This window comes from Neobacillus sp. GCM10023253 (assembly GCF_042653105.1).
GTDB classification, from domain to species: Bacteria; Bacillota; Bacilli; order Bacillales; family Cytobacillaceae; genus Neobacillus; species Neobacillus citreus.
Genome location: NZ_JBHSHV010000003.1, coordinates 167743 through 192703, shown reverse-complemented (window position 1 = coordinate 192703; position 24961 = coordinate 167743). Strand labels below are relative to the sequence as shown.

Genomic DNA, 24961 nt, shown 5'->3' with positions numbered 1-24961 from the left:
CCCCGCTATCAACCAAAGTTCAGCGTTAATTTAAAAAGATATATTCTATACAAAACTTGGAAATCCCTTTTTTCTGCCAATAATTTTTATTAGCTTAAAACAAAAACGCAAAGCTAATTTGCTTTGCGTTTTTCTTTTTTATAGCCATGGATTTTCATGCTTTGCTTTAAGGCGCTGCCACCTTTTTTCTACTTCTCTTTCGAATTCGTCTACTAGATGTTTGTTTTCCTCTTTGAGGAGATGTTTCGTTTTCCCCATATATTTAAACCATTCTGTTACCGAAACGCGCTTTTTCTTTTCTTCAGGGTTATAGGTAATAGCGGTAACACCCTGTTCTACTTCATACAGTGGGAAGAAGCAGGAATTGACGGCCTCTTCAAGAATTTTTGTTCCATAACGGTCCTCAGATTTCCAGTTTAATGGACAGGTAATTAAAAGTTTTCCATACACTGGTCCGACATTTTGTGCGTACCACTGGGCTTTCGCACCTTTTTTAACCAAATCCTGCGGGAATGCTTCTGAACCAGTAAATACATAAGGGATATTTGTCGCAGCCATAATTTGTACTGTATCTTTGTGGTGGAAACTTTTCCCTTGCTGTGTTTTTCCAACACCAGAAGTACTTGTCATATGGCCAAGCGGTGTTGAATAAGACATTTGCGACCCGGTATTCATGTAGCCTTCATTATCGTATTCGAGCATAATCAGCTTATGGCCGCGAAGTGCCGTCCCAATTGCCGATCCCATACCGATATCCATTCCGCCGTCACCGGTAATCATCACGAATGTCGCATCATCGGACACTTGAATTTCCCCGCGCCGCTTTAATTCCATGAAGGCCTCAACAGTACCTGAGAGGGTTGCTGCACCATTCTGGAACAGGTTATGCATCATCGTCTGCTTATGCGAGCTATATGGATAGGCAGTTGTTGTAACGTAGGCACAGCCAGTTTGGAATAGAGTGACAATATCCCCTTCAATCCCTTTAAAGAACAACTCCAGCCCGCCAAATATGCCGCAGCCCGGGCAGGCGCCATGACCGGAAGCAATTCTTTTCGGCTTATTTGTCAGCATCCGCAGTGGCGGGATTTTCACTTTTAATTTATTTGTTTCTTCATCCATTTTCACTTCAATTAAGCCTGATTTATAAGCATCACCCTGCTGCGGAGTAATGACAGGCTTCAGGATTTTTTCCGGATTTCCCGGTACATGCCCGAAATAATCAAATGGTTTTTCAGCATAGCCTTTCTCCATCGCATCAATCGCCATATTAAAGAATTCATGGGCATCACTTGCATAGAAATCCTTACCGCCCATTCCGAATACACGGCTTAATACGATGGTTTGATTATTCTTGTCATCCTGCAGGGCAGACTTGATCTCATGCGTTAGGTTTGGACCATGTGCACCATAGGAATCGGCACGCTCACCGACTAATAATGCTTTCACATTTTTAAGAGCTTCACGGATTTCTTTAGCCGGGAATGGACGAATAATATTTGGACTGATTACCCCTGCTTTAATTCCTTGGTCGCGCAGCTGGTCGACAACATCCTTTGCCGATTCGGCTGCAGAGTTTAATAGGAATAACGCAACTTCAGCGTCCTCCATTTTGTATAAGTCCAAAACAGAATATTCTCTTCCTGAAAGTTTTGCATATTCGGCAGAAACTTCCCTGAATACCTCTCCGGCATTGTACATAGCTTCGGATTGCTGGAAGTGATTGTTCATCAAATCTTCGCCGTTCATGTGGGCACCGATTGTTACCGGTTTTTGCGGATCTCTAATAAAATTGTAATCAGTCGGGCATTCGCCGACAAATTGCTGCACTACCCGACGGTCCTTGAAGTATTGAACTCTCCGTTTTTGGTGGGACGTCCAGAATCCATCATAGGCTACAATGACAGGGAGCCGGACTTTGGAGTGTTCGGCAATTTTCAATGCCATAATATTCATGTCATAGACCGCTTGCGGGGTTCTTGCCGTTAAAATAACCCAACCCGTATTTAGACCAAAGTAAAGATCTGAGTGGTCTCCGCGGATATCAAGCGGACCACTGACAGCCCGAGTGACCAGATTCATGACCATCGGGAATCGTGTGCCCGCCTGAACCGGAAGCTGTTCAATCATATATAAAAAGCCATTCGCACTTGTTGCATTGAAGACGCGCGCCCCAGTGGCGGCAGCACCATAGCAAATACCGGCCGAGCCATGCTCGCCATCTGCCGGAATCAGCTTAATATCATGCTCGCCCCGGGCTTTCATTTGGTCTAAGAATTGTGCCACCTCTGTAGATGGAGTAATCGGGAAATAACCCATGATATGATAGTTGATTTGCGCTGCCGCCATCGCAGCCATTTCATTGCCGGATTCAAAGGTTGAAATCTGCTCGGCTCCAACCTGCGCTGTTAATTTTTCCTCTAAAATACCCATTATAAATTCCCTCCTACTGCATAAGGAAAGTTTTGCTTCACACGATTTGCATCTGCGTATCCAATCATTTCGCGAAGATCCGTTAAAGCACTTGTCGGACATGCTTCCACACATTTTAAACAGCCCTTGCAATATTGATAGTCAATTCCCTTTAGAAACATTTGCTTTCTGCCGCGCTTGTCCTCTCCCTCTTCCCAGACGAAACAGAAATCTGGACAAACGTTATCGCAGGCCGCACAGTCTATACACTTATCGCGTTCAAACTGTGGCAGGAAGCCCTGTCTTGAGCCGCTCAAATCTTTTAATATACTATTTGCCTGAGTGGTGATTACACCACCAAGCTCTTGGGTCATATAGCCTAGCTGCGGAAGCGGGCGGGCAAAGGCTTTACCTTGGGCATCCTCCGGAACATGGTATGTTTTAAATTCAACTTCATTATAGCCGCGGTCAAACGTCCGTAGGTTCGGTTCAACAAAGTGCGGGTATTTTTTCTCGAATGTCTTCCGGATAACTTTTCTCATGGCGTCCGGATCCAAAAAATCACATATGCGGAATAACGCCCCGAGCATCGCTGTATTTACTTTTGTTTTTTCCTCGACAGCAATGGTTAACGCATCTACAATCGCTAATGTTCCATATTCTAGTTTTAAGTCCTTTTTCACATCATCGAAATCCCTTGATGAGTTGACTAAGACGATGCCGTCAGCATTTAAACCGCTGACCACATTAATCGTTTTATACAATGCTTCGTGGAAAACGCCCACAATATGAGGCTGCTCAATTGGACTGTGATCACGAATTTCAACCCCAGGTTCACAAAAGCGGATAAAGCTTTTAACCGGAGTTCCTTTTTTCTCCGAGCCATAGGACGAAAAGTTGGAACCATTTAACCCAAGCCCTAATACCCCTGCTTCCGCCAGCATTTTTCCGGCAAGATTTGCTCCAAGACCACCGATTGATTCGAGACGGATTTCGAAAAAACCCAGCTCATTTTTTTGCGGTAAAATAGACATAATGTCCCTCTCCTTCTTTGTTCAATAAAACTACCCGAAAAAGACATAAATAATTAACTTATCTCACCGCTATTGTAGGCCATATTATTTTTTAAATCTGTGACAAAAATCAAACATCCAAACATTTTTTTTAAAACACATTTTAATCCATCGAAAAAATTCTTTATTTACAAAGCATCTTCATTGTTTTTTAATTATACAACAGGTCACTCATTGTATTATAACAGAACGATTGCGATTAAAAATCATCTTAGCATAAGCTAAAGTGGCACCGGTTTGTCCCCTGTCCTTTTCGGCTAAAATAAGCTATAATATTATTTTGTTTTATTATAAAGAAAACTCGCCGATTGGCGAGCCCCTAAGGGCGAAGATAGAGGCGTAGTTGGACTTATGCGTTGAGAAAGTATAAAGCTTTCGACAGAAAGTTTATACTTTCTTATTAGCTGAAAAAGGAGCTTTATTATGAAAGTCATTTGTTCCACCCTTAACGCAAAATACATTCATACCAATCTGGCCATCAGGTGCTTAAAGGCATATGCAGCACCTGAATTTGATATCATTTTAAAGGAATACACCATCAAAGATCCGGTAATGAACATTGTCTCCGATCTCCACCAGCAAAAGCCGGATGTTATCGGTTTTAGCTGTTATATTTGGAATATCGAAGAGACCCTTAAGGTCATCAATATGCTAAAGAAAATTGACCCTTCCCTCATTATTGTATTAGGAGGCCCTGAGGTTTCCTACGACACACGCGAATGGATGGAAAAACATCCGGAAATCGACTTTATCGTAATGGGCGAAGGGGAACAAACCTTTAAACAACTGCTGACGGAGCTTGATACAAACAAAAATATCGAGAATGTCCATGGAGTTGCATATCGTGACATTGGAACCTTAGCCAGCACACCACAGAGAAATAAGCTTGATTTAAAAGAATTACCTTCCCCCTTCCGCTTTCCTGAGGATATTCCCCAGTTGGGGAAACGGGTTACTTATATCGAAACAAGCCGAGGCTGTCCGTTCAGCTGTCAATTTTGCCTATCTTCCATCGAAGTCGGTGTCCGCTATTTTGACCGGGAACGAATTAAAGAGGATATTCGCTATTTAATGGCAAACGGTGCAAAAACAATTAAATTTGTTGACCGGACCTTTAATATTAGCAGAAGCTATGCAATGGAAATGTTCCGCTTCCTTATTGATGAACATCTTCCAGGAACTGTGTTTCAATTTGAAATTACTGCGGATATTATGCGGCCGGAAGTGATTGAATTTCTTAACCAAGAGGCACCAAAAGGGCTTTTCCGTTTCGAAATTGGTGTTCAGTCAACGAATGACTATACAAATGAGCTTGTGAGAAGAAAGCAAAATTTTGAAAAACTGAAAAGAACAGTGACAATGGTGAAAGATGGGGGGAAAATCGATCAGCACCTTGATCTTATCGCGGGACTGCCTGAAGAAGATTACGCCTCCTTCCGGAAGACCTTCAACGATGTGTTTGAAATGAGGCCGGAAGAACTGCAGTTAGGGTTTTTAAAAATGCTGCGCGGAACAGGGGTACGTATACGTGCTTCAGAACATGATTATGTATATATGGATCATTCCCCATATGAGATTTTAAGCAACAATGTTCTATCGTTTGACGATATTGTTAAAATAAAGCAAGTGGAAGATGTGTTAGAAAAATATTGGAATGACCACCGTATGGATCACACAGTTGAATACCTGGTGACACATGTTTTCCCTTCACCGTTCGATTTCTTTCAGGATTTTGGTTCCTACTGGGACGAACAGGGCTGGTCAAGAATCGGCCATCAGTTGGAGGATCTATTTCGGCGATTACATTCATTTTTAGTCAAGAAGGCGGTTCCGAACCTTGATGTCATTTCCGGTTTAATGAAATATGATTATTTAAAACATCATAAATACAAACCGAGAAAACCTTGGTGGGAAGCAGGGCTGGAGAAAAGCGAACGTTCGAAAATCTACAAACGTATTTCCGAGACTCCGCAGCTTATAGGTCCGGAATTTCTCAAACTTGAGCTGGATGAAAAAGAACTCTATAAGCATACCATGCTAGAGCTTTTGTCCTTTGACCTGACAAAGTACTTTCTAAACGGTGAAATAGACCACCAGGCTTCCGGTTTACTGGCGTATTTTGACGCTACCAACCTAGAGACACTTTTATTTCCTTTTAAAATCTAAAAATAAGCCGGTGCTCCCGGCTTATTTTTCTTTTTTAGGTGCGTTTTTTCTTAAATTTGTTTTTTATTTTTTCAACCAATGGAATACCGTTTACATCACCAAATTCTACACTAAATTCCTCTGTAGGTATTCTTGGCGGGGTCTTGCGGCGGCCTTTCATTTTAACTTCTTCCCTTTTTTCCTAGCTTTGAATTGCGGTTTTGAAATCTGATTGCATTATTGTTATCGGTAAATTCAGCGGAAAATTCACTTTCCTGGATATTCTTCTTTGGGGTTTTGGTGTACTTTTCCACTGCATCAAATTCAGCCTTCCGCTTAGCCATCTTGGAAAACCTCTTAAAATTCATGTTACATAGATAGTTTTAAGCAATTTTTGTTGAATCATTCGTTTCCTTATTTTTCATAAATAAAAAAAAGGTTTACGCAAAAAATATAAAAAACAGGGGGAATGCTGGATGAAAAAAGATAATATGAAGAAAATTGGACAGAAAGTAAGTATCGATGAAACTTTGCCGCATCAAATAAATGCACCAAGCTTTGAAGGAACAGGAATAAAAATGGAAGCGCCATTTGTTAATGAGCACGGTGTAGTCATTGGGGATAGCTTATATGCTTCAGAAAATTCTCCACTGGAAAACTGGTCAGAGGATACGGACCCAGCCATAATGTCGGGTGATGAGTGGGTGCACCCGACGAACGATATCGGCTGGAACACGACAGAAAATCGGGAACTGCTAGAAAGCAAAAGAAAGCCGCAAGCTTATCCGTTTATGCATCCCACCAAGGATGTAAGCAAAGGGACAGATTGAAAAGCTAACCAGATTCGATAAACATTTCCACTTATGAATAAAGTCAAAGCAATCAATACTACCCTTACAGAGAAAAAAATCTCTGGATAGAATAAGGAGTGAAAAATATGGCTAACAGCAGAAATAAATTATTAGTGCCTGGGATTGAACAATACCTTGATCAAGTTAAATATGAAATAGCCCAAGAATTCGGAGTACATTTGGGGTCCGATACCGTTTCTAGAGCCAATGGTTCGGTCGGCGGGGAAATAACTAAAAGACTTGTCCAGCAGGCACAGGCACAATTATCAGGACGTGAATAATTTCATAAAAATGGCAAAGAGGCAGCTCTTATGGAGCGCCTCTTTTTATTTGTTTCTTTGTTTAATTTGGTTGTCAGAATAATGGTATTTGCCTTTTGGATTGGGATTCCCCTGTGAATTTCCCTGTGAATTTCCCTGTGATCCCTGTTGAATGGCTTGCTTTTTAGCCTGCCCAGGATTTTGCTTTTGTTGGTTATCATCCATCTTTTTTGCCTGTCCAGGTGGGATATTATCTTCGACTGGAGATTGGTCTACGGCTGCCTGCGGTGTATTATCAACGGCAGGAGGTTCCTGAGTAACATTTTCCTCCATTTGTTTCTTTAATTGCCCTGGCGGTGCCTTTGCTTCCGGCTCAGTAGGATTACTATGATTTTTATACTTTTTCCAATTATTCTCCACTTTCTCTTTTGCCACTGGATTATTTACTGCCTTGTATTTACCAGCAGTGACACCTTTTTCGTGAGCAGTTTCAAGATCCTTTTCAGTGCCTGATAAAACAGTATATGCTAGCTGCTGCTCGGAAACAGCTTTGGTAATCTCTTTAATATCAGTTTCAAGCTTTTGCTCTTCCTTCTTTTCCATTTGACTGGTCGGAACGGTTGAAATAATGACATGCTTGTTCGTTTTGAAATACCCTTCTTTACCTATTTCCGATAAAATTTCTTCCGTCACCTTCGTAACATCTTGTTTCTCCCAATCATCCAAATGGGATATAATCTTTTTACCTTCAGGATTATAGCCTGTCAATTCCACAACCTGCATCTTTTTATTTATTCCTAGTTCAATACTCGGATTTACATCAATTGACATATAGGCATAAGCTTTATTATTTTGATACATTGGAATAAATGAACCGGAAAAAAGTAAAACTGCAGCCGCTGCAGCCCAAACGGTTTTCATTTTGGCAACTTTCTTTATGGACGATAGATATCTTAATTGATTCTTGCCTTCAACGGGATAAAAAGTTATTTCCTCTCCAATTGAATAGGATTGCTTAAGTCTCTTAGCCCGTAAGAACTCACCTTCAGGGGTTAAAAGCGTGAGAAAAAAATCATCCATTTCCATTATTATTCCCTTTTTCATGTATCAAGCACCCCCTTTATATAATCCTTCATATACACATAATCACTTGATAAAATTAAAGCAATGGCAATAATATATTTGCGATTTCTCTCTAAGGTTTTTCTAGAGACATTTACCATTTTTTCAAGCTGATTAATAGGCAGCCGCTTTTTTTCGCGTAATGATTTAAATAATTCTTCATTGTCAACCAGTGTTTTTGCTGCGATGATGGCATTTTTCCTAGCATCCGCATGCTTCGGGGAATTCTCCACCAAATCGCTAAAGGTTAAATCAAAAGAAGCTAATAATGATTGAAAATGAATAATTTCATCTTTTCTTAGCTGTTCGTCAGTCTTTTTCTGATATTCATCAAGGGAAAGCTCATTGACTATTGCCGTTCCAGGTAATTCCTCATCTTGAAGGGCATTCGTTATATCAATACTGATGTGCTGATTTTTTGTTTGCTTTCGAATGTAGTCAATAACTCGTCTTTTAATAATCACTTCTGAAAAGCTTAATAAAGAGCTGCCGCGGTCTTTTGAATATTTTTCAATCGCCTCGTTAAAAGCAATAAGGCCAATGCTAAATTCATCATCGGATTCATAGATATACCGGCGGCATACTGAAGAAACAGTTTTAGCGATAAATGGTTTATAGGCCTGGATGAGTTCATTCAGCAATGACTTATCACCTTGCTGAATCAAGGCAACTGTATCTTCTAATGTTCTTTTATTCTTTTTAGCCATAAACAATAAACCTAGCATTTGCTCACCTCTTATTCGACCAATTATAACATACGAAACAAGCTTTGGTCTTTATGGGGATAAGCATATGAAAAGACTGTATTTAACCCACGAGCCTTCGTTTATTTGTTATTGTTCATGTCTTATTTTAATAAATGTTACGTATATGGAAATACTCTTTATGGGGGTTTTTTTAAAAATTTCCCAATAAAAAAAATTAAGGCTGCCTCGTACGAGACAGCCTTAATTTTTTGGAGTTTAGTCATGCTGGTCCATTGGATTATAAAGCTTTACATTCGGATTTTTCTCCTGGAACCACCGTAATGCAAAATCGTTCTCAAATAAAAATACATAATGCTCATAACGATCCTTCACAAGAAGACTTCTTGAGCTTGACAGGTTTTCATCGACTTCATCTTTTTCAATCCAGCGGGCAATTTTCGATCCCAGCCGTTCCATAATGACCTCTGCATTATATTCATTTCTCATTCTGTGCTCGAATACTTCAAACTGCAGCTGGCCTACAGCCCCTAATAAATACTCGTCTGTTTTGACCGTTTTAAAGAGCTGGATAGCCCCTTCCTGAACAAGCTGATGCAGCCCCTTATAAAATGATTTCTGCTTCATTACGTTCTTCGCAGATACCCTTACGTAAAGCTCAGGTGTAAACTGCGGCAGCCTCTCATATTGGAAATTATTCTTACCCGTCGTAATCGTATCGCCGATTTGGTAGGTTCCCGTATCGTATAAACCGATGATATCTCCACTGACGGCTTCTTCCACAGTATTTCGTTCTTCAGCCATAAAGGAAGTGGATTGAGAAAGCTTTAATTGCTTTTCAAGCCGGGGAACGTTTACGGTCATTCCTCTTTCAAATTTTCCAGAACAAATTCGTACGAAAGCAATCCGGTCCCGGTGGGCGGGATTCATATTCGCTTGAATTTTAAAAATAAAACCGGAAAATTGGTCGGAAAGCGGATCAATTTCCCCAATCGATGAATTTCTCGCTTTAGGAGGCGGCGCGAATTGCAGGTAGGTCTCTAAAAATGTCTGAACCCCGAAATTCGTCAACGCACTTCCGAAAAACACAGGTGTCAGGCTTCCTGCTTGCACTTTTTCAGCAGAAAAATCATTTCCCGCTTCATTTAACAGCATGATTTCCTCTAATGTCTGCTCATAAAGTCCTGAAGATTTCAGCTTGTGATCACCATCAATTTCCCCATCATCATTTAAGGGAATATAGCGTGCAGCTTCATCAACCCGGAATTGTTCAACACGATTATAATATCTGTCGTAAATTCCTAAGAACTCTTTTCCCATTCCAATTGGCCAATTCATAGGGTAGGATTCAATTCCCAGAACTTCTTCCAGTTCTGCCAGAAGTTCTAGCGGTGGTTTTCCTTGGCGGTCAAGCTTATTAATAAACGTAAAAATAGGAATTCCACGCATCCGGCAAACCTTGAAAAGCTTAATGGTCTGATCTTCGATTCCTTTCGCCGAATCGACAATCATCACGGCACTGTCAACTGCCATTAAGGTCCTGTACGTATCTTCACTAAAATCCTGGTGTCCAGGAGTATCTAAAATATTGACGCGAAAACCGCTATAATCAAATTGCATGACACTGGAGGTAACAGAAATTCCCCGCTGCTTTTCAATTTCCATCCAGTCACTAGTGGCAAATTTCCCTGTCTTCTTTGCCTTTACTGTTCCGGCATCGCGGATTGCGCCGCCAAACAATAGCAATTTTTCCGTTAAGGTTGTTTTACCCGCATCCGGGTGCGAGATAATCGCAAATGTACGGCGCGATAATACTTCTTTTTTTAAATCGTTTCCCATTATGTCTTCCTCTCTTTTAACAGCCTAAAATTTTTCCATAACTTCAATCTTATCGCTCAAACGGTTACTTTGCAATATTTCAATAAAATACAATTGAGATTTTCTTTAATCGGGTTGAAATAATGACTATAATAAAATTATACATAATTGATGCTTTTGGGAGGATTTATGGAAATTACAAAATTTGATCGGCAAACATTAAATTTATTGCAAAAGGCATTTGAAATCGTGCTTGAACAAAACAAAATTCCCTATAAAAAAATCGGGATTGCCGAAGAAGCTGAGCAGCTTGTATTTTTATATGAAGGTAAAGATGAAAAGGTTCATGTATTTAAATGGAAAAAGGCATCGAGTATTGGCGTCAGCATCGGTGTTCTGGCTCAAAGCGTTCTCACGCCCATTATTCCCCATCTTCGGCTATTATCATAATTTTGAGCTGCAGTTCCTGTTTTTTGTGGGAAGTGTTTTTTCTTCGATCAGCTTCCATCGATTCCCACATCCATTTTATTGGAAATCCCCTTATAATAGAGGTTGTACTTCTGTTAAAGGAGGAATAGCCCATGAATCAAAGCAAAAAAACAGTTTCAAAAAAATTCTTTCCGCTGTTCGCAGCATTTATTATAGTTATTGCCGGAATTATTTGGTTCGTTCAATCAACAACTAACCAAGTATCTATACCGTTTTCGTCTGTAGAAAAAATTATTCAAGAGCAAAACGGGAAAACAGTCACCATAACAGAACAATCCGATGGAAGTCTCTTTATAAAAGCAGGCAAATCCGAATATGTTTCCCAAGTTCCCCCTAATAGCCAAATGGTGGATAAACTGGTTGAGAAATATAATATCAAATATTCCTTTTCTTCTAGCAGCCGCTATGGTAAATGGATCATGGCTGGAGTCCTTCTTTTATTAGGAGGTGCTGTCTACGCTGTCCGAAAATCTAAGGGCGGCATCGGCTTAGGAAATTCCATGAAAAACAGCGTCGCAAAAGCCCGGCCTCTGCCAAACATCAGTTTAAAGGATGTAGGCGGTCTAGGCGATGAAATGAAAGAAGAGATATTGCAAACTTTGACAACATTAAAGGATAAGGAAAGAGCGTTAAAGCTTGGGATTAAACCCCCGAAAGGAATCCTGTTATACGGACCCCCTGGAACCGGAAAAACCTTGCTTGCGCAAGCAATTGCCCATGAGCTGAATGCTTCGTTTTTCTCTGCCAGCGGGTCAGCGTTTAATGAATTATTTGTCGGCGTCGGTGCAAGCCGTGTCCGCTCCTTGTTTCAGGCGGCCAGAAAACAGCGTCCTGCTGTCATTTTTATCGATGAAGTAGATGCCCTTGCCGGCAGACGTAAAGCCCATGGCGGCGAAGAAGGAGAAAAAACATTAACTGAACTTCTTGTCCAGCTTGACGGCGGCCATTCCAATGACGGCATTTTATTTATTGCCGCTACAAACAGAAAAGATATGCTTGATGAAGCATTCTTGCGTCCAGGGAGAATAGATTTCTCATTCCATGTTCCGCTGCCTGATACAAAAGGACGCAGGGAAATCATTGACATTCATTCAAAAGGAAAAGCGATTACCAAAGATGTCCTTACGTCATTAGATGGTTTAGCGGAAAGTACTTCCGGGTTTTCCGGAGCAGAGCTGTTTTCATTATTTGAATCAGCAAGCCGTCATGCAGTTCGTAATGGGCGTGATATGATTCAAAAACAGGACCTAGATTATGCTCTTGACCGAACCATTTTAGGAAGTACTTCACGGCCGTTGCAGGATCATGAGACAAAGCGGCGGGTAGCCATCCACGAAGCCGGGCACGCCCTTGTTGCTTCTGTAACAAAACCGGGTTCAGTCAGAAAAGCGACGATTATTCCACGGGGTGAAGCCTTGGGGTATGTAGCACCAATTCCGAAAGAATTGAATTTATCTACAACAAGCGACCTGCTTGACCGAGTTGCCATGATATTAGCCGGCGGTACCGCCGAAAGGATGTTTCTTGGTGAACACAGTATCGGTGTATCCGGTGATGTGCAACAGGCTAAACATATTATTGAACAAATGGTTGAAATCGGAATGCTTCAGGACGGCTTTACGTTAACCTTTAGTAAACCGGATAAAGAAATCAAAATGCAAGAACTGTTTGCAAAGGGTATAGAGAAAGCAGAAAAATTAATCGAAAGCCATCAAGAGCAGTATCTGCAATTGGTGGATGCCTTATTAAAAAAAGAAACTTTGGAAGGGCATGAAGTCGAAGAAATTATTTGTGCGAATATGAATGTAGCCGGCTAACATACAAAACCCGCTTGGGAAACCAAGCGGGTTTTTTGGGCTTATTACCCATTCATTTTCTTAATAGTAGCAAGCTGCTCCTACAATAATCAAGAGGATAAATAACACCACGATTAAAGTGAAGCCACCATAGCCATAGCCAAAGCCGCCGTATCCACAGCCGCCATAGCCAAAACCGCCATATCCAAACATACTTTTTACCTCCTTATTTTTTTTTTATATAACCCAAGAAGCCCCTACAATGATTAACAAAATGAACAGAACCACGATTAGGGCAAATCCTGCTCCGTAGCCACCTGCTACACCAGACATTTAACATTACCTCCTTTTTTGAATTCCATATATCCTATTCACCTAGATAAAAATGTGCAATAGACACTTATCCCTATTACCCAGATTTGTAAAAAAGGAAAAGCCCATTCTTAGAAAGAAAATGGGCTTAAAGTAAAAAGCCACAACTCCCTGTAAATAGAGAGTGCGGCTTTAATTCAGGTAAATACACATTCTGTAATAATCCTTTGCTGCAGATATGCTAGAAGTTAATTCGTTTTAACAAGCTCTTTCAAACTATTCTTCCCGCGTTCAACTAAATCAAGATGGGTATTACGTGCCAATTTAACGTATTCCTTTCTAACTTGCAGCCACGCATTTCTGCGGTCGCGAGCATAGCCAATTCCTGCTTCAGTATTTTTCACAAAATTGTCTTCCATTTGTTCGACAAATTGGAAAAAGGTTTTAACTGGAGTCAAAGCCAATATCTCCAATTGGCTGGAAACCTCGCTAAGCTGCTTTTTAAGCTCTTCCCGATCGTTATTTGGCACTGCCTCAGCCTTTGCATCCTCTTTGCGTAAATTAACTTGCTGGGCAACTTCAGATACCATTTCTTTGTTTGTTTTTCTTGCCTGGTCATATAATTTCGCGACGGATTTTCTATATTGCTTATTGAACTTGATGACTTCCTTTACAGAATTAAGGTAGGCATCCTCCCGGCTCTCCCTTAGCTTCCGTGCCCGTTCCTGGGAAAGCTCATATTGTTCCCAAAAAGTGTTAACAAACGAAACTTCAGCAATAGATTCCTCCGCAGCTTGTGGAACTGTTTTTACGTCGACTTCAGGAATCGTTTCAATCTTCTTCTGCGCCATCGTCCTTCCTCCTCTTACGATTATTTACTTTCTCTATTGCATCCTTCTTTTGGAAAGAAGGAATATAGAGCTCAAGGACACTGGTATACATTTTGAAAAATTGATCGAGGAGTGATTGATACGTTTCTAGTTGATTGGCATATCCTTTTAAGTATGTAATACCAGCTTTTGTAATGGAATACCTTCTTTTGGCAGGCCCTGCACCAGTTGTATCCCATTCAGATGAAACCAAATCTTCTTTTTCTAATTGTCTTAACATTCTGTACAGGTTTCCTTGATCCAAAGTTTTAAAGCCAAATGACTCCAGCTTTTGACTCAATTCATACCCATGCAGAGAAACCCTGCTAAGAAGCAATAAAATAAATGGCAGCACAAAATTTTTTGATGGATTGACTGATTGATTATCTTGGTTTACCATGTCTTTATCACCTCACCTATATGTATTTTACACCTATCAGTAATATTTTGTCAATCTTGTCAATAAATATTACTAAAAGCTGAATAAACCTGTTTACAATTTTACCAACTTGGATATAAACTATTAAAAATGAAAGGTGGTGTAAAATGGAAAAAGCAAAGGTTAGCAAATTGGGTGTTCCTTATTTACATTTAGGTAAAGGCGAGCCGTTAGTGTTTATTCATGGTCTAGGTGAGATAAAGGAGGGGTGGCATCACCAATTTGAATTTGCCGATGAATATGAATTAATTATTCCAGACCTGAGAGGCCACGGGGAATGCACCAAGACCGATGGAATCACGATCCAGAATTTTGCTGCAGACATTATCAGCCTATTGAAGGAGTTAAAAATTGAAAACGCTCACATTGTTGGATTATCAATGGGTGGAGCCGTTGCACAGGAAATCTACCGCCAGTCGCCCTCTATCTGCCGTTCTCTCATGCTAGTAAGTACATTCCACTACTTTCCAAATAAACTCAAACGCCTACTATTCGAAAATCGAAAAGCAAAGTTTCAAAAAGTCGCTTCTGCCGGGAAAGAATCAGAATATTTAGCCCGAATGGCCTTGTATTCCTGGGATAAGGAAACTGTTAAACAATTCAACCAACTTTTTCGACCTAAACATGAGATTTTTATTGAATCATTGAAAGCTTGCCTGGAAGTGAATAATTTATCATTACTGCCAACAATTGAAGTGCCAACACTTATAATTGGCGGACAGTATGATTCTGTATTGCCGGTTTGGATACAGGCATGGATGCATAAGTTAATACCAAACTCAAAATTCATTATTATGAGGAATACCGGCCATCTTGCCAAACTGGAAGCAAAAGACCGGTTTAACCTTCTCTTACGTGAATTCCTCAACCAGCATCGTAATGCAGGATAAATTTATATTAGCGGGAAGGATGGGACCCCCACCCCGTTTCCTCCCGTTAATAAATTTATTCCCGTCCTTGGAAATTATGAGCGGACTTCTTGTAAATCATGTGAACGAGTGGATAACCATGGGTCCATTATTTCTGCGAAAACTCCTGTGAGCACAAGAGAAACATGGCCGCCTTCATATACTTCATATGTCTTATCCTCACTTGAAACAAGGTCCATGATCGGCAGACTTTGCTTTTCAGCAATTAAAGTATCGCGGGAACAAGAGAACACAAACAACGGGCATTTAATATTCTTTAAATCTACTTTCCTGCCATCCATCACTAATTCACCTTGTAACAATTTGTTTTCTTTATAAAAATCATTAAAAAATTGCTTAAAGGCGGCACCCGCAAATGCCTGAGCATCCTTCGTCCATTTATCCATCCGGCGCCATTTTTCAACATATTTCTCATCATGGGCGCGGGTATATAGGTTGGCCATTGTGGCCGCGTTTAACGGTGTGATCAGCTTAAACATCAAGTAAAGGAACTCGGATGGGAGGGTTCGATAAGCATTGGCAAAGCGGTCAAAGCTTAGTTCACCATTTTGAATTCCATCCAGCCATTTTTGCGGTACAGTCCCTATGCTAAAATCAATTGGGACTGCGGCTAATACTAAATTCTTAATTGGCAGGCTTGTAATAGAGGCAAGAATAGCGGCCATTGTCCCGCCTAAACAATATCCCATTAAGGATATTTCTTTTGCACCAGAATGCCTTATTGCCCGTTTAAGTGCGTTTTCCAAATAATCGATAATATAGTTTTCTAAAGTAAGATCAGCATCTTCCAGGCCCGGAGTACCCCAATCCAGAAGGTAAACATCGTATCCTCTTTCCGTTAATCCGCCAACCACGCTGCTGCCTTCTCCTACATCCAAAATGTACACTTTGTTCAAAAGTGAATATACAAGAAATACAGGTACGGCATGCTTCTTTTCCTTTGCAGGATGATACCATAAAGTCGTTTTATTTTTTTTCCATACACATTTTCTCGGTGTAGGGATGATATCCGGCTTAGGCTCAGTCATAACTTTATAAAGCTGATTCCATCGTTTCGTTTCCTTCTCGATATTTAAAAGCGGTAAAAAACTTTTTGTTGAAACTCTAGTACTCATTTACCAATACCCCCTTTACGTTATTTTGTGGTACTGGCCCCTGGCAGGACCAGCTCTTTTTCCGGTTCCTTTTTTTGTTTTCTTTCTTTCTCTTTTCCCATTAATTCCTTTAATGAGGCAATTTCACTTTTTAGTTCAGCCAATTGGGCAATCTCCTGCCTTAGTTCCTCCAAACCGCTATCTATTTGGGGCGGTTCTTGATGGGTGAGAGAATCTTTAAGCTCTGCTTGAATTGCCTTTAGTCCCTCAAGCTCCTTGCGCATTTCCTGGAGGTTCACCTGGAGGATTTTGATATCAACAAAACCCTGCCGTAAATCTTGAAGATCTGTCTTAATCTTTTTGGTTTCTGCCAGCTCTTCTTTTGTTTTCAGTGATTCAGCTTTCATTTGATTGATAGTGTTGATTATCTCTTGAAGGAAAGTCAAATTTTCTTTACTAAAGCTTGCCAAACTGTCTTGCAAATTCCATACCTGTTCTTCTAAACTATCAAATTTTTCTTCAGCCTGAATCGACATTTTTGCCGCGTTTGCGACATCCTTCTTGGTTGGGATATTCATTAATGCAGCAATAAACTCCTGATTTTTTCGCAGCCTTTCCATATATCGCGAATGCAGGTCAAGTCCTATATTTGCCGTGCGGACAAATTCTTTGTTGTCAGTCGCCTTAAATAAAACATCCATTAATTGTTTTTCCCACATTTCACTTAACAGTTTATAACCTGCAAATAGATCATAGGTTTTTTCTTTAGACATGCCGCCTCACTCCTTGTATTAAAATTTTCTAATCGTACTTCTCTCCAGATATTTGTTAAGCGGAAAAACGAACGTACTGATTTGTTTGGAAAATAAGTTTACAAACACTTTTTGGTTTTCATAGACTAGATTTCCAGCCTGTTTTAAAGTTGTAAGATATCGGCTTCTTGCCTTTTTTCTTAGCGAAATATACTGTTCTATCATTGCAAAATATTTATCTGGTGCCTCCGTATTAGTTATAAACTGGCATGGCCTGTTAAGAAGTGACAGTGTTTTTTGATGAATGCGCTCGAGTTGCTCATTTATTTCTTTAAAGGACTTAACCGGGAAAAAGTGTGCTAGACTGGTTGTTGACATAAAAAATTCATCGCGTGCTGTTTTTTCCCATTGAGCAAATTCCTTTGTAAATTTATCAGTGATTTCTTTCACATCTACTTGGCTTCGTCCTACACTATCTGCAAATAGCTTAGCCCTCTTCAAAAATACCTCGTCTTCGAATTCAGCACGTTTTGCCCATTCATCCATTTTCCTAAAAGCTGCACGCCAGAGCAGATCTAAACCGCTGACCCCGAGCTGAATATGTTCTTCGCCTACTGTTTGGGTTTCCTGTTTTTGCTCCATTTCCTCCGACAATTTTTTCTCCCTCCATAGACTGACTTTATTCAGACACCTTTGTATGCTTGAAGATAGATTTCTGCTAATTCAGTTACTAGAGGCATTTTGGGATTGGCAATTGTATCCTGATCGTCAAATGCCCGTTCAGCAAGTTCTGATAATTTGCTTTCAAATTCATCTTTCCTAACACCAGACGCTTCGATGCTCATTGGTATATCCAATTCCTCAGCAAGTTCAACGATTGCTGCGATTAAGCTTTTCACTCCCTCTTCGGTCGTGCTTGCAGGCAGGCCAAGCATTTTGGCAATTTCCGCATAACGTACATCCGCAATAAAGTGTTCATATTTAGGGAAAGTCATTAATTTATTGGGCTTCATCGCGTTAAAGCGGATGACATGCGGCAGCATGATGGCATTGGCCCGTCCATGAGGAATATTAAATTCCGCACCAATGACATGAGCAAGACTGTGATTAATACCTAAGAAAGCATTGCCAAATGCCATACCGGCAATCGTAGCCGCATTATGCATTTTTTCACGGGCAAGTTCATCGCTTCCATCCCTGTATGCCTTAGGCAGATATTCAAAGACCAACTGAATAGCCTTCATTGCAAGTCCATCCGTATAATCATTGGCTAGAACCGATACATAGGCTTCAATCGCGTGTGTTAATACATCCATGCCCGTATCCGCTGTTACATGTTTAGGAACAGTCATGACAAACTGTGGATCGACAATGGCAACATCTGGTGTCAGCTGCGCATCAACCATTGGATATTTGATATTTGCCTTTTTATCTGAAATAACGGAGGCGGATGTTACCTCGGATCCTGTACCGGATGTGGTTGGGATCGCAATAAAATTCGCCTTAGTTCGAAGAGCCGGGAATTTAACCACTCGCTTGCTTGGATCAAAGAATTTATGCGTCAGGCTCTTGAAATCTGCGTCTGGGTGTTCATAAAACAGCCACATGGCTTTGGCAGCATCCATGACCGAACCTCCGCCAAGGGCGATAATACAATCAGGCTGGAACTTTTTCATCCGTTCTGCACCGGCCATCACTGTTTCAATGCTTGGGTCCTGTTTAATCTCCCAGAAAATATCACAAAGAACATTGTTAGGATTCTTTTTTAAATAATACTGCACCTTTTCGACATAGCCATTCTTTAGCGGGCTTTCGCTGGTCACAATAAATGCTTTTGAAATACCGGGAACGGCCGCAAGTGTTTGAACCGAATTCTTCTCAAAGAAAATCTGTGATGGAACTTTAAACCACTGTGTCATAGTTCTTCTTTTGGCTACTTTTTTGATATTGAGTAAATTTGCTGCTCCCACATTCTGTGACACAGAATTCCCTCCATATGTTCCGCATCCGATGGTTAAGGACGGTAATGATGTATTATAGATGTCGCCGATTGCCCCGTGTGTGGATGGTGTATTGACAATAATCCTGCCAGCTTTCATTCTTTGCGAAAATGTATCAATCACATCCTGGTTGGTAGTGTGAATCGCTGCCGAATGCCCAAGACCGCCATATTCAAGTGTCTCTTCAGCAACAAGAAGTCCTTCTGCAAAACTATTGACCTTGTAGCACGCTAATATCGGGCTTAATTTTTCACAGGATAGTGGATACTGCTGCCCCACACCATCCAACTCGGCAAGTAGAATCTTTGTATTGAGCGGCACATTGATTCCAGCCATTTTTGCAATCATATAAGCAGGAAGACCGACAATCATTGGGTTAAGCTCTTTTGTTTTTGGTTCAATTGCGGCGCGTTCGAGCAATTGCTTTTCTTCCCTATTGAGAAAATAGCAGTGATTGGCGATCAACTCCTGTCTTACTACATCATAAATTTCTTGATCAATGATAAGAGCTTGTTCGGAAGCACAAATCATACCGTTGTCAAAGGTCTTTGACAAAATTAAGTCATTGACTGCACGTTTAATGTTGGCCGATTTTTCAATATAACAAGGTACATTTCCGGCACCAACACCTAGTGCAGGCTTTCCAGAGCTGTACGCTGCCCTTACTAGATTCGGGCCCCCGGTTGCAAGGATGAGCGATATCTGCGGATGTTTCATCAGGGCCTGAAAGGCTTCATGAGAAGGTACCTCTATCCACTGGATGCAATTCTTTGGAGCGCCAGCCTTTTCAGCCGCTTCGCTAAGCAGCTGGGCTGTTATTGTACAGCATTTTTGAGCATATCGTGGAAATGCAAAGATGATTGGATTCCTTGTTTTAAGTGAAATCAACGATTTAAAAATGACTGTTGATGTCGGATTGGTGATGGGGATAACACCGGCAATGACTCCAACCGGCTCGGCCATTTCGACCATCCCATCATTATCATTTTCGGCAATGACACCCACCGTTTTCATATCCCTGATGTTGTTGTAAATCATTTCAGTGGCAAACATGTTTTTAAAAACTTTGTCTTCGTAAACCCCTCTTTGTGTTTCTTTTACTGCAAGCTTGGCCAAATACTTGTGGTTTTCAAGTGCAGCAAGAGCCATCTGTTTAACAATTTCGTCCACGATTTCCTGATTATAACAGCGGAATTCATTCAGTGCTTTCGCTCCGTTATTGGCTAATTCATCAATCATTGCATAAACCTGATGTTTCTCCTGGACAACTTTTTCTTTTACAGCCATGTAGACATCCCTCCGGTAATATGAATTATCTAATCACTCCTTTTCCCCTCTGCATAAATATAGCACGTGACTTTTTTCGATTTTGTCGAATTTTGCGACAAAATGAATGAACAGCCATTCATTTTACAAAAGTTCACAAAAAATTCAAAAAGCCACAAACCCTAAAATAGGTTTGTGGCTAAAAATCAACCTGTATTACGCAAACCGGCGGAGATACCGCTAATGGTCAAGAGAACTTCCGTCAAAACAGCAGCGTCAGGCTCGTCCTGTTTTCTAAGTTCTTTTATTAATTCGACCTGAAGGAAATTAAGCGGGTCGACATACGGATTGCGGCGGAACACAGATTCTTTTATGTTTGGAGTATGGTCAAGTAATTCTTGGTCCCCCGTAATTTTCAAAAGAATCGCTTTTGTTTTCTCATATTCCTCGAATATATTCGTAAAAATTCTTTCAGCAATCGTTTTATCTTCAACAAGTGTTAAATATTCTTTGGCAGTTGTAATATCAGCCTTCATGAGAGCCATTTGCAGGTTATCAATCGTTGATTGGAAGAAAGGCCACTTCAGATACATTTCCTTTAGCAGCTTTAAGTTTTGCTCACTGCCTGATGCAAAAGCTTCCAGGCCTGTTCCTGCCGCATACCACCCCGGCAGGAGTTGTCTGCTTTGGGTCCAAGCAAAAACCCATGGAATAGCTCGCAGGTCTTCAAAGCGTCCTTGGTTTTTGCGGCTCATTGGTCTTGAGCCGATGTTTAATGCACCCACTTCCCTTAGTGGTGTTGCAGATTGAAAATAGGTTAGGAAATCGGGATCTTCAAAGACAAGAGATTGATATTTAGCAAGAGCAGCATTTGATATTTCTTCAATTGCTTTTTCCCATGACGCCTCCCGCATTTCTCCTTCTTCCGTAACATGCGCTGCGGCAAGAATCAGGGTCGATACAGCTTGCTCCAAGCTTCTATAGGCAATATCCTCAAGCAGGTATCGAGAAGATAAAACCTCACCCTGCTCGGTAATTTTCACTCCGTCACCAATTGTTTCAGCCGGTTGTGATAAAAGGCTTTTGTTTAAAGGACCGCCGCCGCGGCCTAATGAACCGCCGCGCCCATGGAAGAATTTCAGGCTGATTTGATATTTTTTCGCCATTTCATGAATTTCTACCTGTGCCTTATAAAGCTTCCAGTTCGCCGTCAGCGTGCCGCCGTCTTTGCTGCCGTCAGAATAGCCGAGCATAATTTCCTGCTGATTCCGCAAGCACTGCAAATGATTGCGGTAAACTGGCATATTGAAAAGTTCTTCAATAATAAGTGAACCGGCTGTTAGATCATCAATGGTCTCCAATAGCGGAGCAACATTTAAATGGCTTGTCAACGTCCCATCCGCATGAAGACGATAGAGTCCAGCTTCTTTGGCTAAAACTAAAACTTCCAATAAATCACTCGGTGATTTAGTCATGCTTACCAGATAAACTGTAATTGCTCTTTGTCCAAATTCTTCATGAGCGTTTTTAATCATCTGAAATACTTTAATCATTTCCTGTGTTTCCGTGGAGTAATCCTCATGTAATAAAAGGAGCGGCCGGGGATCAAGGAGAATCCTCTGCAATATTTCTAATTTTTCTGTTTCGCTTAGTCCTGCATAGTTTTCAGTGATGCCTACTTTTCCAAGTATCTCAGTAATAGCGGCCTCATGCTCTCCGCTATGATTTCTAATATCAAGTGTGGCTAAATGGAAACCAAACAGTTGGACCTGACGAATCAGTTTTTCAATGTTCCCGAGTTCGTGGCGGGCAGGATGATGCTGCTTTAAGCTTCTATTAATTAAAAACAGATCTTCCAGCAATTCTTCCGCACTGCTGTAGCCTAGTTCAGATTTTCCAGTCTGCTTCACCCGCTCAATTATAATAGCGAAAGCGCGACGGTATACCTCAGCTTGGACCGGCCATTTTTTATCTTCTGTCAAATAGAGATCTTCTTTTTCATCAATATATTTCAGCAGATCTTCGCTGACTTTTACCCTTGAGGTGGAATGGCTGTAGCGTTTCATTAAATCTACTAAAACATTTTTATATTTTTTCAAGACAAGGCGCCTTTGCCGGCCCAATGTTTCCCAGGTCACATCATGGGTCACGTTAGGGTTACCATCCCGATCCCCGCCAATCCATGACCCGAACCTCAAGAAATTTGGAACATCCCAGGAGGTTTCAGGATAATATTTCTCGAGACTATCTGAAACCTCTTGATGGATATCAGGGAGGACTTCAAATAATGTTTGATCAAAATAATACAGCCCATTTCTAACCTCATCCATTACGGTTGGTTTATTTTCCCGCAATTCATCGGTCTGCCAAAGGATAGCGACTTCATTAAACAAACTTTCTTCGTGCTTTTTTTGTTCCCTGCCTGAAAGAAGCGGATGATCAAGATTTTTTAAAATTTCGGCAATCCGCTGTTGTACTTCAAGAATGGAACGCTTTGTTGCCTCTGTTGGATGTGCCGTAATAACAAGCTCAAGTGATATGCTTTGCAGCACATTTTGAATAGTTTGCAAGTTAATGTTATTTTCTTTCAGTGAAAGGATTGCACTTTCAATTGAAGCAGGCTGAACGATGTTGTCACTTTGAAGCTGATATTGCCTGCGCCTGCGGATTCGATGGTTTTGCTCAGCAACATTTATTAAATGGAAATACATAGAAAATGCCCGGATTACCTGCTTGCGCATTGGCGGGGTCAAGGTAACGATTTCCTGTTTTAATGCAGAATAAATTTCTTCGTCAAAGTGAATCCTAAGTGATTTGGCCATAAGTCTTATTTTTTCGACTTTCTCATATAGCTCCTGGCCACCGTGGTTCACCAGAATCTCACCTAGCATTTTACCAAGTAGTTTAACATCGCGACGCAACGGAAGACTGCTGTCTTTTTTCATCAAATCTGCTGCCATTCTCTCACCTTCCCTTTAATCATGTGATGTACTAAAATTTTTATTTATAAATATATCATATCTTCAGAAATTTGTTAAAAGATAAATTTCTTTTTTTAATGGAAAAAATTCCAAGAAAAAAATAAAAACCTGCGAAGGCAGGCTTTTTGAGTATGTGATATTTATTTATCAAAGACAAGTACATAGGTTTTCCGGTCATTGTCGTTATAGGTGACGACTACGGAAATAATTGTTTTATTATCATTGTCAAGCTGGACTGTTTTGTTAGTTCCGCCTTCAATTTTTATTGAGGCTCCTTGAGATGCGGCGGCTGGGTGAATCGTCACGGCTGTTGTATCACTTGGTACAGCAATATGGTATGTATACTCATCAGAAGTAAACGAACTATCCCATGTGCCTTCGGAGACCGTTAAAGCAGACAATTTAGCCTTGCTCACCGTTTGCGTTGTTCCGCTCATAGACTGTGTGGAAGATTGAGAAGCAGTATTTGCATTTGTATTGGTACGTGTAAGGCTTGACTGAAAACCGGAATTACCGCTGCTCAAAATGGTTGCTTGAGCAACATTGCCTGCAGCCTGGTTTGACGGATTTGCAGCAGCGGCCGGAGTTACCGGTTCAACCTTTGCGGACCTGGTTACATGAACTTTATAGGTAGTTTCTGCATGATTGGCATCATAGATGATAATCTGAAAAATATTTTCACCAGACTGAAGTGAAAAAACAGCAGGTGTCCCTCTAAGAACAGATTGACCATTAATGGTGATGGCAGAGGCTGATTCATTCCCTTCTACCAGCATCTTAATAGTTTCAACTTCATTTACAACGGAAGCGGAGTATTCTTTTACATCTGCTGAGAACTCCTTGTCGAGCTTTACTCCGTCGATTTCAAGTTTTGTCAATGCACTTGCCGTCTGGGGCTGTTGAGTTGTTTCAGTCGCTTCTGCATACACAACAGGTGTAAAATGGACCAAACTCATACCGGCAATAGCGGTAACAAGAAATAAATTTATACTTCTTTTAAGCCCTGTACTTAACATAAGCTGCTAATCCCCCTGTCTACTATCTGATTGATAGTGGATTTTGGACTAACATACCATGCCAAGCTTAAGATTACCTTAACTTTTACAAACTGCGAATTTCTTGTTTAATCGATATCGATGCACCTATTAAACAGATTTAACTTCCACAAGCTTTTCCGAAATAGCCTCCGCCATTTCTTTCACCGCTTCTGGGAGTGCGGTCTCCAGCTTCGAGTTCAGCGCTCCGGCCATCTTCCCAATAACGTTCACTTCAAGAAAGCCAGTTAATCTTGTTTTTTTTACGTTTATTGCCTTTGCTTCGAAAAATCCTTCGCCAGAATATTTTTCACTTTTGCCTTTTAAGGCAAAGCTGACTCTTATTGGTTCTTTACATTCATTAATATCAATTATTAAACTGATTTTCTTCTTCATTATGCCAATATCGCTTTTAAACTCCCATGTGGACCTATGCTCATTTAGCTTTTCGTGTTGAATATAGTTCGGCACAAGCGGTGCCCAATTGTCCATATCCTTTACAAAGTCCCAAATCACATCAATTGGCAAATCCAGTTCGACCTGATGCATTCCGCTAGGCATAATCTCCCTCTCCCCTTCAAAGTAAAAGACCTTCAGTCGTGTGAAGGCCTTTTG

The 24961-nt window shown here is 40.7% G+C and carries 24 protein-coding genes; 6 read left to right on the top strand and 18 right to left on the bottom strand.

Annotated features, from left to right (window positions below; genetic code table 11):
• Nucleotides 1–138: 138 nt before the first annotated feature.
• Nucleotides 139–2433: a thiamine pyrophosphate-dependent enzyme gene (locus ACFPA1_RS01325; protein WP_213140933.1), complete on the bottom strand. Its 2295-nt coding sequence runs from the start codon at nucleotides 2431–2433 to the stop codon at nucleotides 139–141.
• Nucleotides 2433–3446 carry a 2-oxoacid:acceptor oxidoreductase family protein gene (locus ACFPA1_RS01320; protein ID WP_213140934.1) on the bottom strand — a complete coding sequence of 338 codons (1014 nt, stop codon included), beginning with the start codon at nucleotides 3444–3446 and terminating at the stop codon, nucleotides 2433–2435. Before ACFPA1_RS01320 ends, ACFPA1_RS01325 begins: the two co-directional genes overlap by 1 nt.
• A gap of 462 nt (nucleotides 3447–3908) precedes the next feature.
• On the opposite strand from ACFPA1_RS01320, the gene ACFPA1_RS01315 reads away from it, so the two are divergent.
• Entirely contained in the window at nucleotides 3909–5651 is a 1743-nt protein-coding gene (locus ACFPA1_RS01315; protein ID WP_378580940.1) for a B12-binding domain-containing radical SAM protein, read from the top strand.
• A 34-nt stretch (nucleotides 5652–5685) separates the two neighbouring features.
• On the opposite strand, the gene ACFPA1_RS01310 is transcribed toward ACFPA1_RS01315, so the two are convergent.
• Together ACFPA1_RS01310 and ACFPA1_RS01305 are read right to left on the bottom strand one after the other, a co-directional pair.
• Complete coding sequence (locus tag ACFPA1_RS01310; RefSeq protein WP_277398204.1) at nucleotides 5686–5811, bottom strand: hypothetical protein; 126 nt, start codon at nucleotides 5809–5811, stop codon at nucleotides 5686–5688.
• A gap of 1 nt (nucleotide 5812) precedes the next feature.
• The gene (locus ACFPA1_RS01305; protein WP_213140936.1) at nucleotides 5813–5974 is read right to left on the bottom strand and encodes a hypothetical protein; all 162 of its coding nucleotides are present in this window, start codon (nucleotides 5972–5974) and stop codon (nucleotides 5813–5815) included.
• A 132-nt stretch (nucleotides 5975–6106) separates the two neighbouring features.
• Here ACFPA1_RS01305 and ACFPA1_RS01300 point away from each other — a divergent pair, with 132 nt between their 5' ends.
• Together ACFPA1_RS01300 and ACFPA1_RS01295 are read left to right on the top strand one after the other, a co-directional pair.
• Nucleotides 6107–6460, top strand: coding sequence for a DUF3905 domain-containing protein (locus ACFPA1_RS01300; protein ID WP_241113789.1), 354 nt, complete (start codon nucleotides 6107–6109; stop codon nucleotides 6458–6460).
• 107 nt (nucleotides 6461–6567) lie between these two features.
• Nucleotides 6568–6762, top strand: coding sequence for an alpha/beta-type small acid-soluble spore protein (locus ACFPA1_RS01295; protein WP_213116535.1), 195 nt, complete (start codon nucleotides 6568–6570; stop codon nucleotides 6760–6762).
• A 45-nt stretch (nucleotides 6763–6807) separates the two neighbouring features.
• Here the strand turns inward: ACFPA1_RS01295 and ACFPA1_RS01290 are convergent, their stop codons facing one another.
• The 3 genes from ACFPA1_RS01290 to ACFPA1_RS01280 form a co-directional block, all read right to left on the bottom strand.
• Nucleotides 6808–7845, bottom strand: coding sequence for an anti-sigma factor domain-containing protein (locus ACFPA1_RS01290; protein WP_378580939.1), 1038 nt, complete (start codon nucleotides 7843–7845; stop codon nucleotides 6808–6810).
• Complete coding sequence (gene sigI / locus ACFPA1_RS01285; protein ID WP_213140938.1) at nucleotides 7842–8588, bottom strand: RNA polymerase sigma factor SigI; 747 nt, start codon at nucleotides 8586–8588, stop codon at nucleotides 7842–7844. The genes ACFPA1_RS01290 and sigI overlap by 4 nt, the downstream gene beginning before the upstream one ends.
• Before the next feature lie 237 nt (nucleotides 8589–8825).
• Nucleotides 8826–10406, bottom strand: coding sequence for a peptide chain release factor 3 (locus ACFPA1_RS01280; RefSeq protein ID WP_213140939.1), 1581 nt, complete (start codon nucleotides 10404–10406; stop codon nucleotides 8826–8828).
• Nucleotides 10407–10574: 168 nt separating this feature from the next.
• Between ACFPA1_RS01280 and ACFPA1_RS01275 the strand changes: the two genes are divergently transcribed.
• Both ACFPA1_RS01275 and ACFPA1_RS01270 read left to right on the top strand, forming a co-directional pair.
• Nucleotides 10575–10835 (top strand): hypothetical protein, encoded by a 261-nt coding sequence (locus ACFPA1_RS01275; protein WP_213140940.1) that lies wholly within the window; start codon nucleotides 10575–10577, stop codon nucleotides 10833–10835.
• 131 nt (nucleotides 10836–10966) lie between these two features.
• Nucleotides 10967–12691 (top strand): AAA family ATPase, encoded by a 1725-nt coding sequence (locus ACFPA1_RS01270; RefSeq protein ID WP_378580938.1) that lies wholly within the window; start codon nucleotides 10967–10969, stop codon nucleotides 12689–12691.
• A gap of 60 nt (nucleotides 12692–12751) precedes the next feature.
• Here the strand turns inward: ACFPA1_RS01270 and ACFPA1_RS01265 are convergent, their stop codons facing one another.
• The 4 genes from ACFPA1_RS01265 to phaQ all read right to left on the bottom strand — a co-directional run bounded on the left by ACFPA1_RS01265 (nucleotide 12752) and on the right by phaQ (nucleotide 14251).
• Nucleotides 12752–12883, bottom strand: a complete 132-nt coding sequence (locus ACFPA1_RS01265; protein ID WP_213140942.1) for a YjcZ family sporulation protein — start codon at nucleotides 12881–12883, stop codon at nucleotides 12752–12754.
• 24 nt (nucleotides 12884–12907) lie between these two features.
• A complete protein-coding gene (locus ACFPA1_RS01260) occupies nucleotides 12908–13003 on the bottom strand; it encodes a YjcZ family sporulation protein (RefSeq protein WP_213140943.1) in 96 nt (31 codons plus the stop codon).
• A 227-nt stretch (nucleotides 13004–13230) separates the two neighbouring features.
• The gene (locus ACFPA1_RS01255) at nucleotides 13231–13833 is read right to left on the bottom strand and encodes a hypothetical protein (RefSeq protein ID WP_378580935.1); all 603 of its coding nucleotides are present in this window, start codon (nucleotides 13831–13833) and stop codon (nucleotides 13231–13233) included.
• Complete coding sequence (gene phaQ, locus ACFPA1_RS01250; RefSeq protein WP_213140945.1) at nucleotides 13814–14251, bottom strand: poly-beta-hydroxybutyrate-responsive repressor; 438 nt, start codon at nucleotides 14249–14251, stop codon at nucleotides 13814–13816. The genes ACFPA1_RS01255 and phaQ overlap by 20 nt, the downstream gene beginning before the upstream one ends.
• Nucleotides 14252–14397: 146 nt before the next feature.
• On the opposite strand from phaQ, the gene ACFPA1_RS01245 reads away from it, so the two are divergent.
• Entirely contained in the window at nucleotides 14398–15180 is a 783-nt protein-coding gene (locus tag ACFPA1_RS01245; protein ID WP_213140946.1) for an alpha/beta fold hydrolase, read from the top strand.
• Nucleotides 15181–15254: 74 nt separating this feature from the next.
• Here the strand turns inward: ACFPA1_RS01245 and ACFPA1_RS01240 are convergent, their stop codons facing one another.
• The 7 genes from ACFPA1_RS01240 to ACFPA1_RS01210 form a co-directional block, all read right to left on the bottom strand.
• The gene (locus tag ACFPA1_RS01240; protein ID WP_213140947.1) at nucleotides 15255–16334 is read right to left on the bottom strand and encodes an alpha/beta fold hydrolase; all 1080 of its coding nucleotides are present in this window, start codon (nucleotides 16332–16334) and stop codon (nucleotides 15255–15257) included.
• A 20-nt stretch (nucleotides 16335–16354) separates the two neighbouring features.
• A complete protein-coding gene (locus ACFPA1_RS01235) occupies nucleotides 16355–17086 on the bottom strand; it encodes a hypothetical protein (protein ID WP_378580933.1) in 732 nt (243 codons plus the stop codon).
• 18 nt (nucleotides 17087–17104) lie between these two features.
• Nucleotides 17105–17719 carry a hypothetical protein gene (locus ACFPA1_RS01230; RefSeq protein WP_378580931.1) on the bottom strand — a complete coding sequence of 205 codons (615 nt, stop codon included), beginning with the start codon at nucleotides 17717–17719 and terminating at the stop codon, nucleotides 17105–17107.
• 29 nt (nucleotides 17720–17748) lie between these two features.
• Nucleotides 17749–20352 carry a bifunctional acetaldehyde-CoA/alcohol dehydrogenase gene (gene adhE, locus ACFPA1_RS01225; RefSeq protein WP_378580929.1) on the bottom strand — a complete coding sequence of 868 codons (2604 nt, stop codon included), beginning with the start codon at nucleotides 20350–20352 and terminating at the stop codon, nucleotides 17749–17751.
• Between the two features lie 185 nt (nucleotides 20353–20537).
• Nucleotides 20538–23291 carry a phosphoenolpyruvate carboxylase gene (gene ppc / locus ACFPA1_RS01220; RefSeq protein WP_378580927.1) on the bottom strand — a complete coding sequence of 918 codons (2754 nt, stop codon included), beginning with the start codon at nucleotides 23289–23291 and terminating at the stop codon, nucleotides 20538–20540.
• 161 nt (nucleotides 23292–23452) lie between these two features.
• Complete coding sequence (locus tag ACFPA1_RS01215; RefSeq protein WP_213140953.1) at nucleotides 23453–24328, bottom strand: cadherin-like beta sandwich domain-containing protein; 876 nt, start codon at nucleotides 24326–24328, stop codon at nucleotides 23453–23455.
• A gap of 129 nt (nucleotides 24329–24457) precedes the next feature.
• Nucleotides 24458–24907, bottom strand: coding sequence for a CoxG family protein (locus ACFPA1_RS01210; RefSeq protein ID WP_378580925.1), 450 nt, complete (start codon nucleotides 24905–24907; stop codon nucleotides 24458–24460).
• Between the last annotated feature and the right edge of the window lie 54 nt (nucleotides 24908–24961).

Excerpts from the sequence above, each read along its gene's own strand:
- ACFPA1_RS01280 (WP_213140939.1), bottom strand. The coding sequence starts at position 10,406 with ATGGGAAACGATTTAAAAAAAGAAGTATTATCGCGCCGTACATTTGCG.
- ACFPA1_RS01300 (WP_241113789.1), top strand. The coding sequence starts at position 6,107 with ATGAAAAAAGATAATATGAAGAAAATTGGACAGAAAGTAAGTATCGAT.
- ppc (WP_378580927.1), bottom strand. The coding sequence starts at position 23,291 with ATGGCAGCAGATTTGATGAAAAAAGACAGCAGTCTTCCGTTGCGTCGC.
- ACFPA1_RS01295 (WP_213116535.1), top strand. The coding sequence starts at position 6,568 with ATGGCTAACAGCAGAAATAAATTATTAGTGCCTGGGATTGAACAATAC.
- ACFPA1_RS01290 (WP_378580939.1), bottom strand. The coding sequence starts at position 7,845 with ATGAAAAAGGGAATAATAATGGAAATGGATGATTTTTTTCTCACGCTT.
- ACFPA1_RS01310 (WP_277398204.1), bottom strand. The coding sequence starts at position 5,811 with ATGAAAGGCCGCCGCAAGACCCCGCCAAGAATACCTACAGAGGAATTT.
- ACFPA1_RS01255 (WP_378580935.1), bottom strand. The coding sequence starts at position 13,833 with ATGGCGCAGAAGAAGATTGAAACGATTCCTGAAGTCGACGTAAAAACA.
- ACFPA1_RS01245 (WP_213140946.1), top strand. The coding sequence starts at position 14,398 with ATGGAAAAAGCAAAGGTTAGCAAATTGGGTGTTCCTTATTTACATTTA.
- ACFPA1_RS01260 (WP_213140943.1), bottom strand. The coding sequence starts at position 13,003 with ATGTCTGGTGTAGCAGGTGGCTACGGAGCAGGATTTGCCCTAATCGTG.
- ACFPA1_RS01325 (WP_213140933.1), bottom strand. The coding sequence starts at position 2,433 with ATGGGTATTTTAGAGGAAAAATTAACAGCGCAGGTTGGAGCCGAGCAG.
- ACFPA1_RS01315 (WP_378580940.1), top strand. The coding sequence starts at position 3,909 with ATGAAAGTCATTTGTTCCACCCTTAACGCAAAATACATTCATACCAAT.
- ACFPA1_RS01240 (WP_213140947.1), bottom strand. The coding sequence starts at position 16,334 with ATGAGTACTAGAGTTTCAACAAAAAGTTTTTTACCGCTTTTAAATATC.
- ACFPA1_RS01265 (WP_213140942.1), bottom strand. The coding sequence starts at position 12,883 with ATGTTTGGATATGGCGGTTTTGGCTATGGCGGCTGTGGATACGGCGGC.
- ACFPA1_RS01270 (WP_378580938.1), top strand. The coding sequence starts at position 10,967 with ATGAATCAAAGCAAAAAAACAGTTTCAAAAAAATTCTTTCCGCTGTTC.
- ACFPA1_RS01320 (WP_213140934.1), bottom strand. The coding sequence starts at position 3,446 with ATGTCTATTTTACCGCAAAAAAATGAGCTGGGTTTTTTCGAAATCCGT.
- sigI (WP_213140938.1), bottom strand. The coding sequence starts at position 8,588 with ATGCTAGGTTTATTGTTTATGGCTAAAAAGAATAAAAGAACATTAGAA.
- phaQ (WP_213140945.1), bottom strand. The coding sequence starts at position 14,251 with ATGGTAAACCAAGATAATCAATCAGTCAATCCATCAAAAAATTTTGTG.
- ACFPA1_RS01210 (WP_378580925.1), bottom strand. The coding sequence starts at position 24,907 with ATGCCTAGCGGAATGCATCAGGTCGAACTGGATTTGCCAATTGATGTG.
- ACFPA1_RS01215 (WP_213140953.1), bottom strand. The coding sequence starts at position 24,328 with ATGTTAAGTACAGGGCTTAAAAGAAGTATAAATTTATTTCTTGTTACC.
- ACFPA1_RS01235 (WP_378580933.1), bottom strand. The coding sequence starts at position 17,086 with ATGTCTAAAGAAAAAACCTATGATCTATTTGCAGGTTATAAACTGTTA.
- ACFPA1_RS01305 (WP_213140936.1), bottom strand. The coding sequence starts at position 5,974 with ATGGCTAAGCGGAAGGCTGAATTTGATGCAGTGGAAAAGTACACCAAA.
- adhE (WP_378580929.1), bottom strand. The coding sequence starts at position 20,352 with ATGGCTGTAAAAGAAAAAGTTGTCCAGGAGAAACATCAGGTTTATGCA.
- ACFPA1_RS01275 (WP_213140940.1), top strand. The coding sequence starts at position 10,575 with ATGGAAATTACAAAATTTGATCGGCAAACATTAAATTTATTGCAAAAG.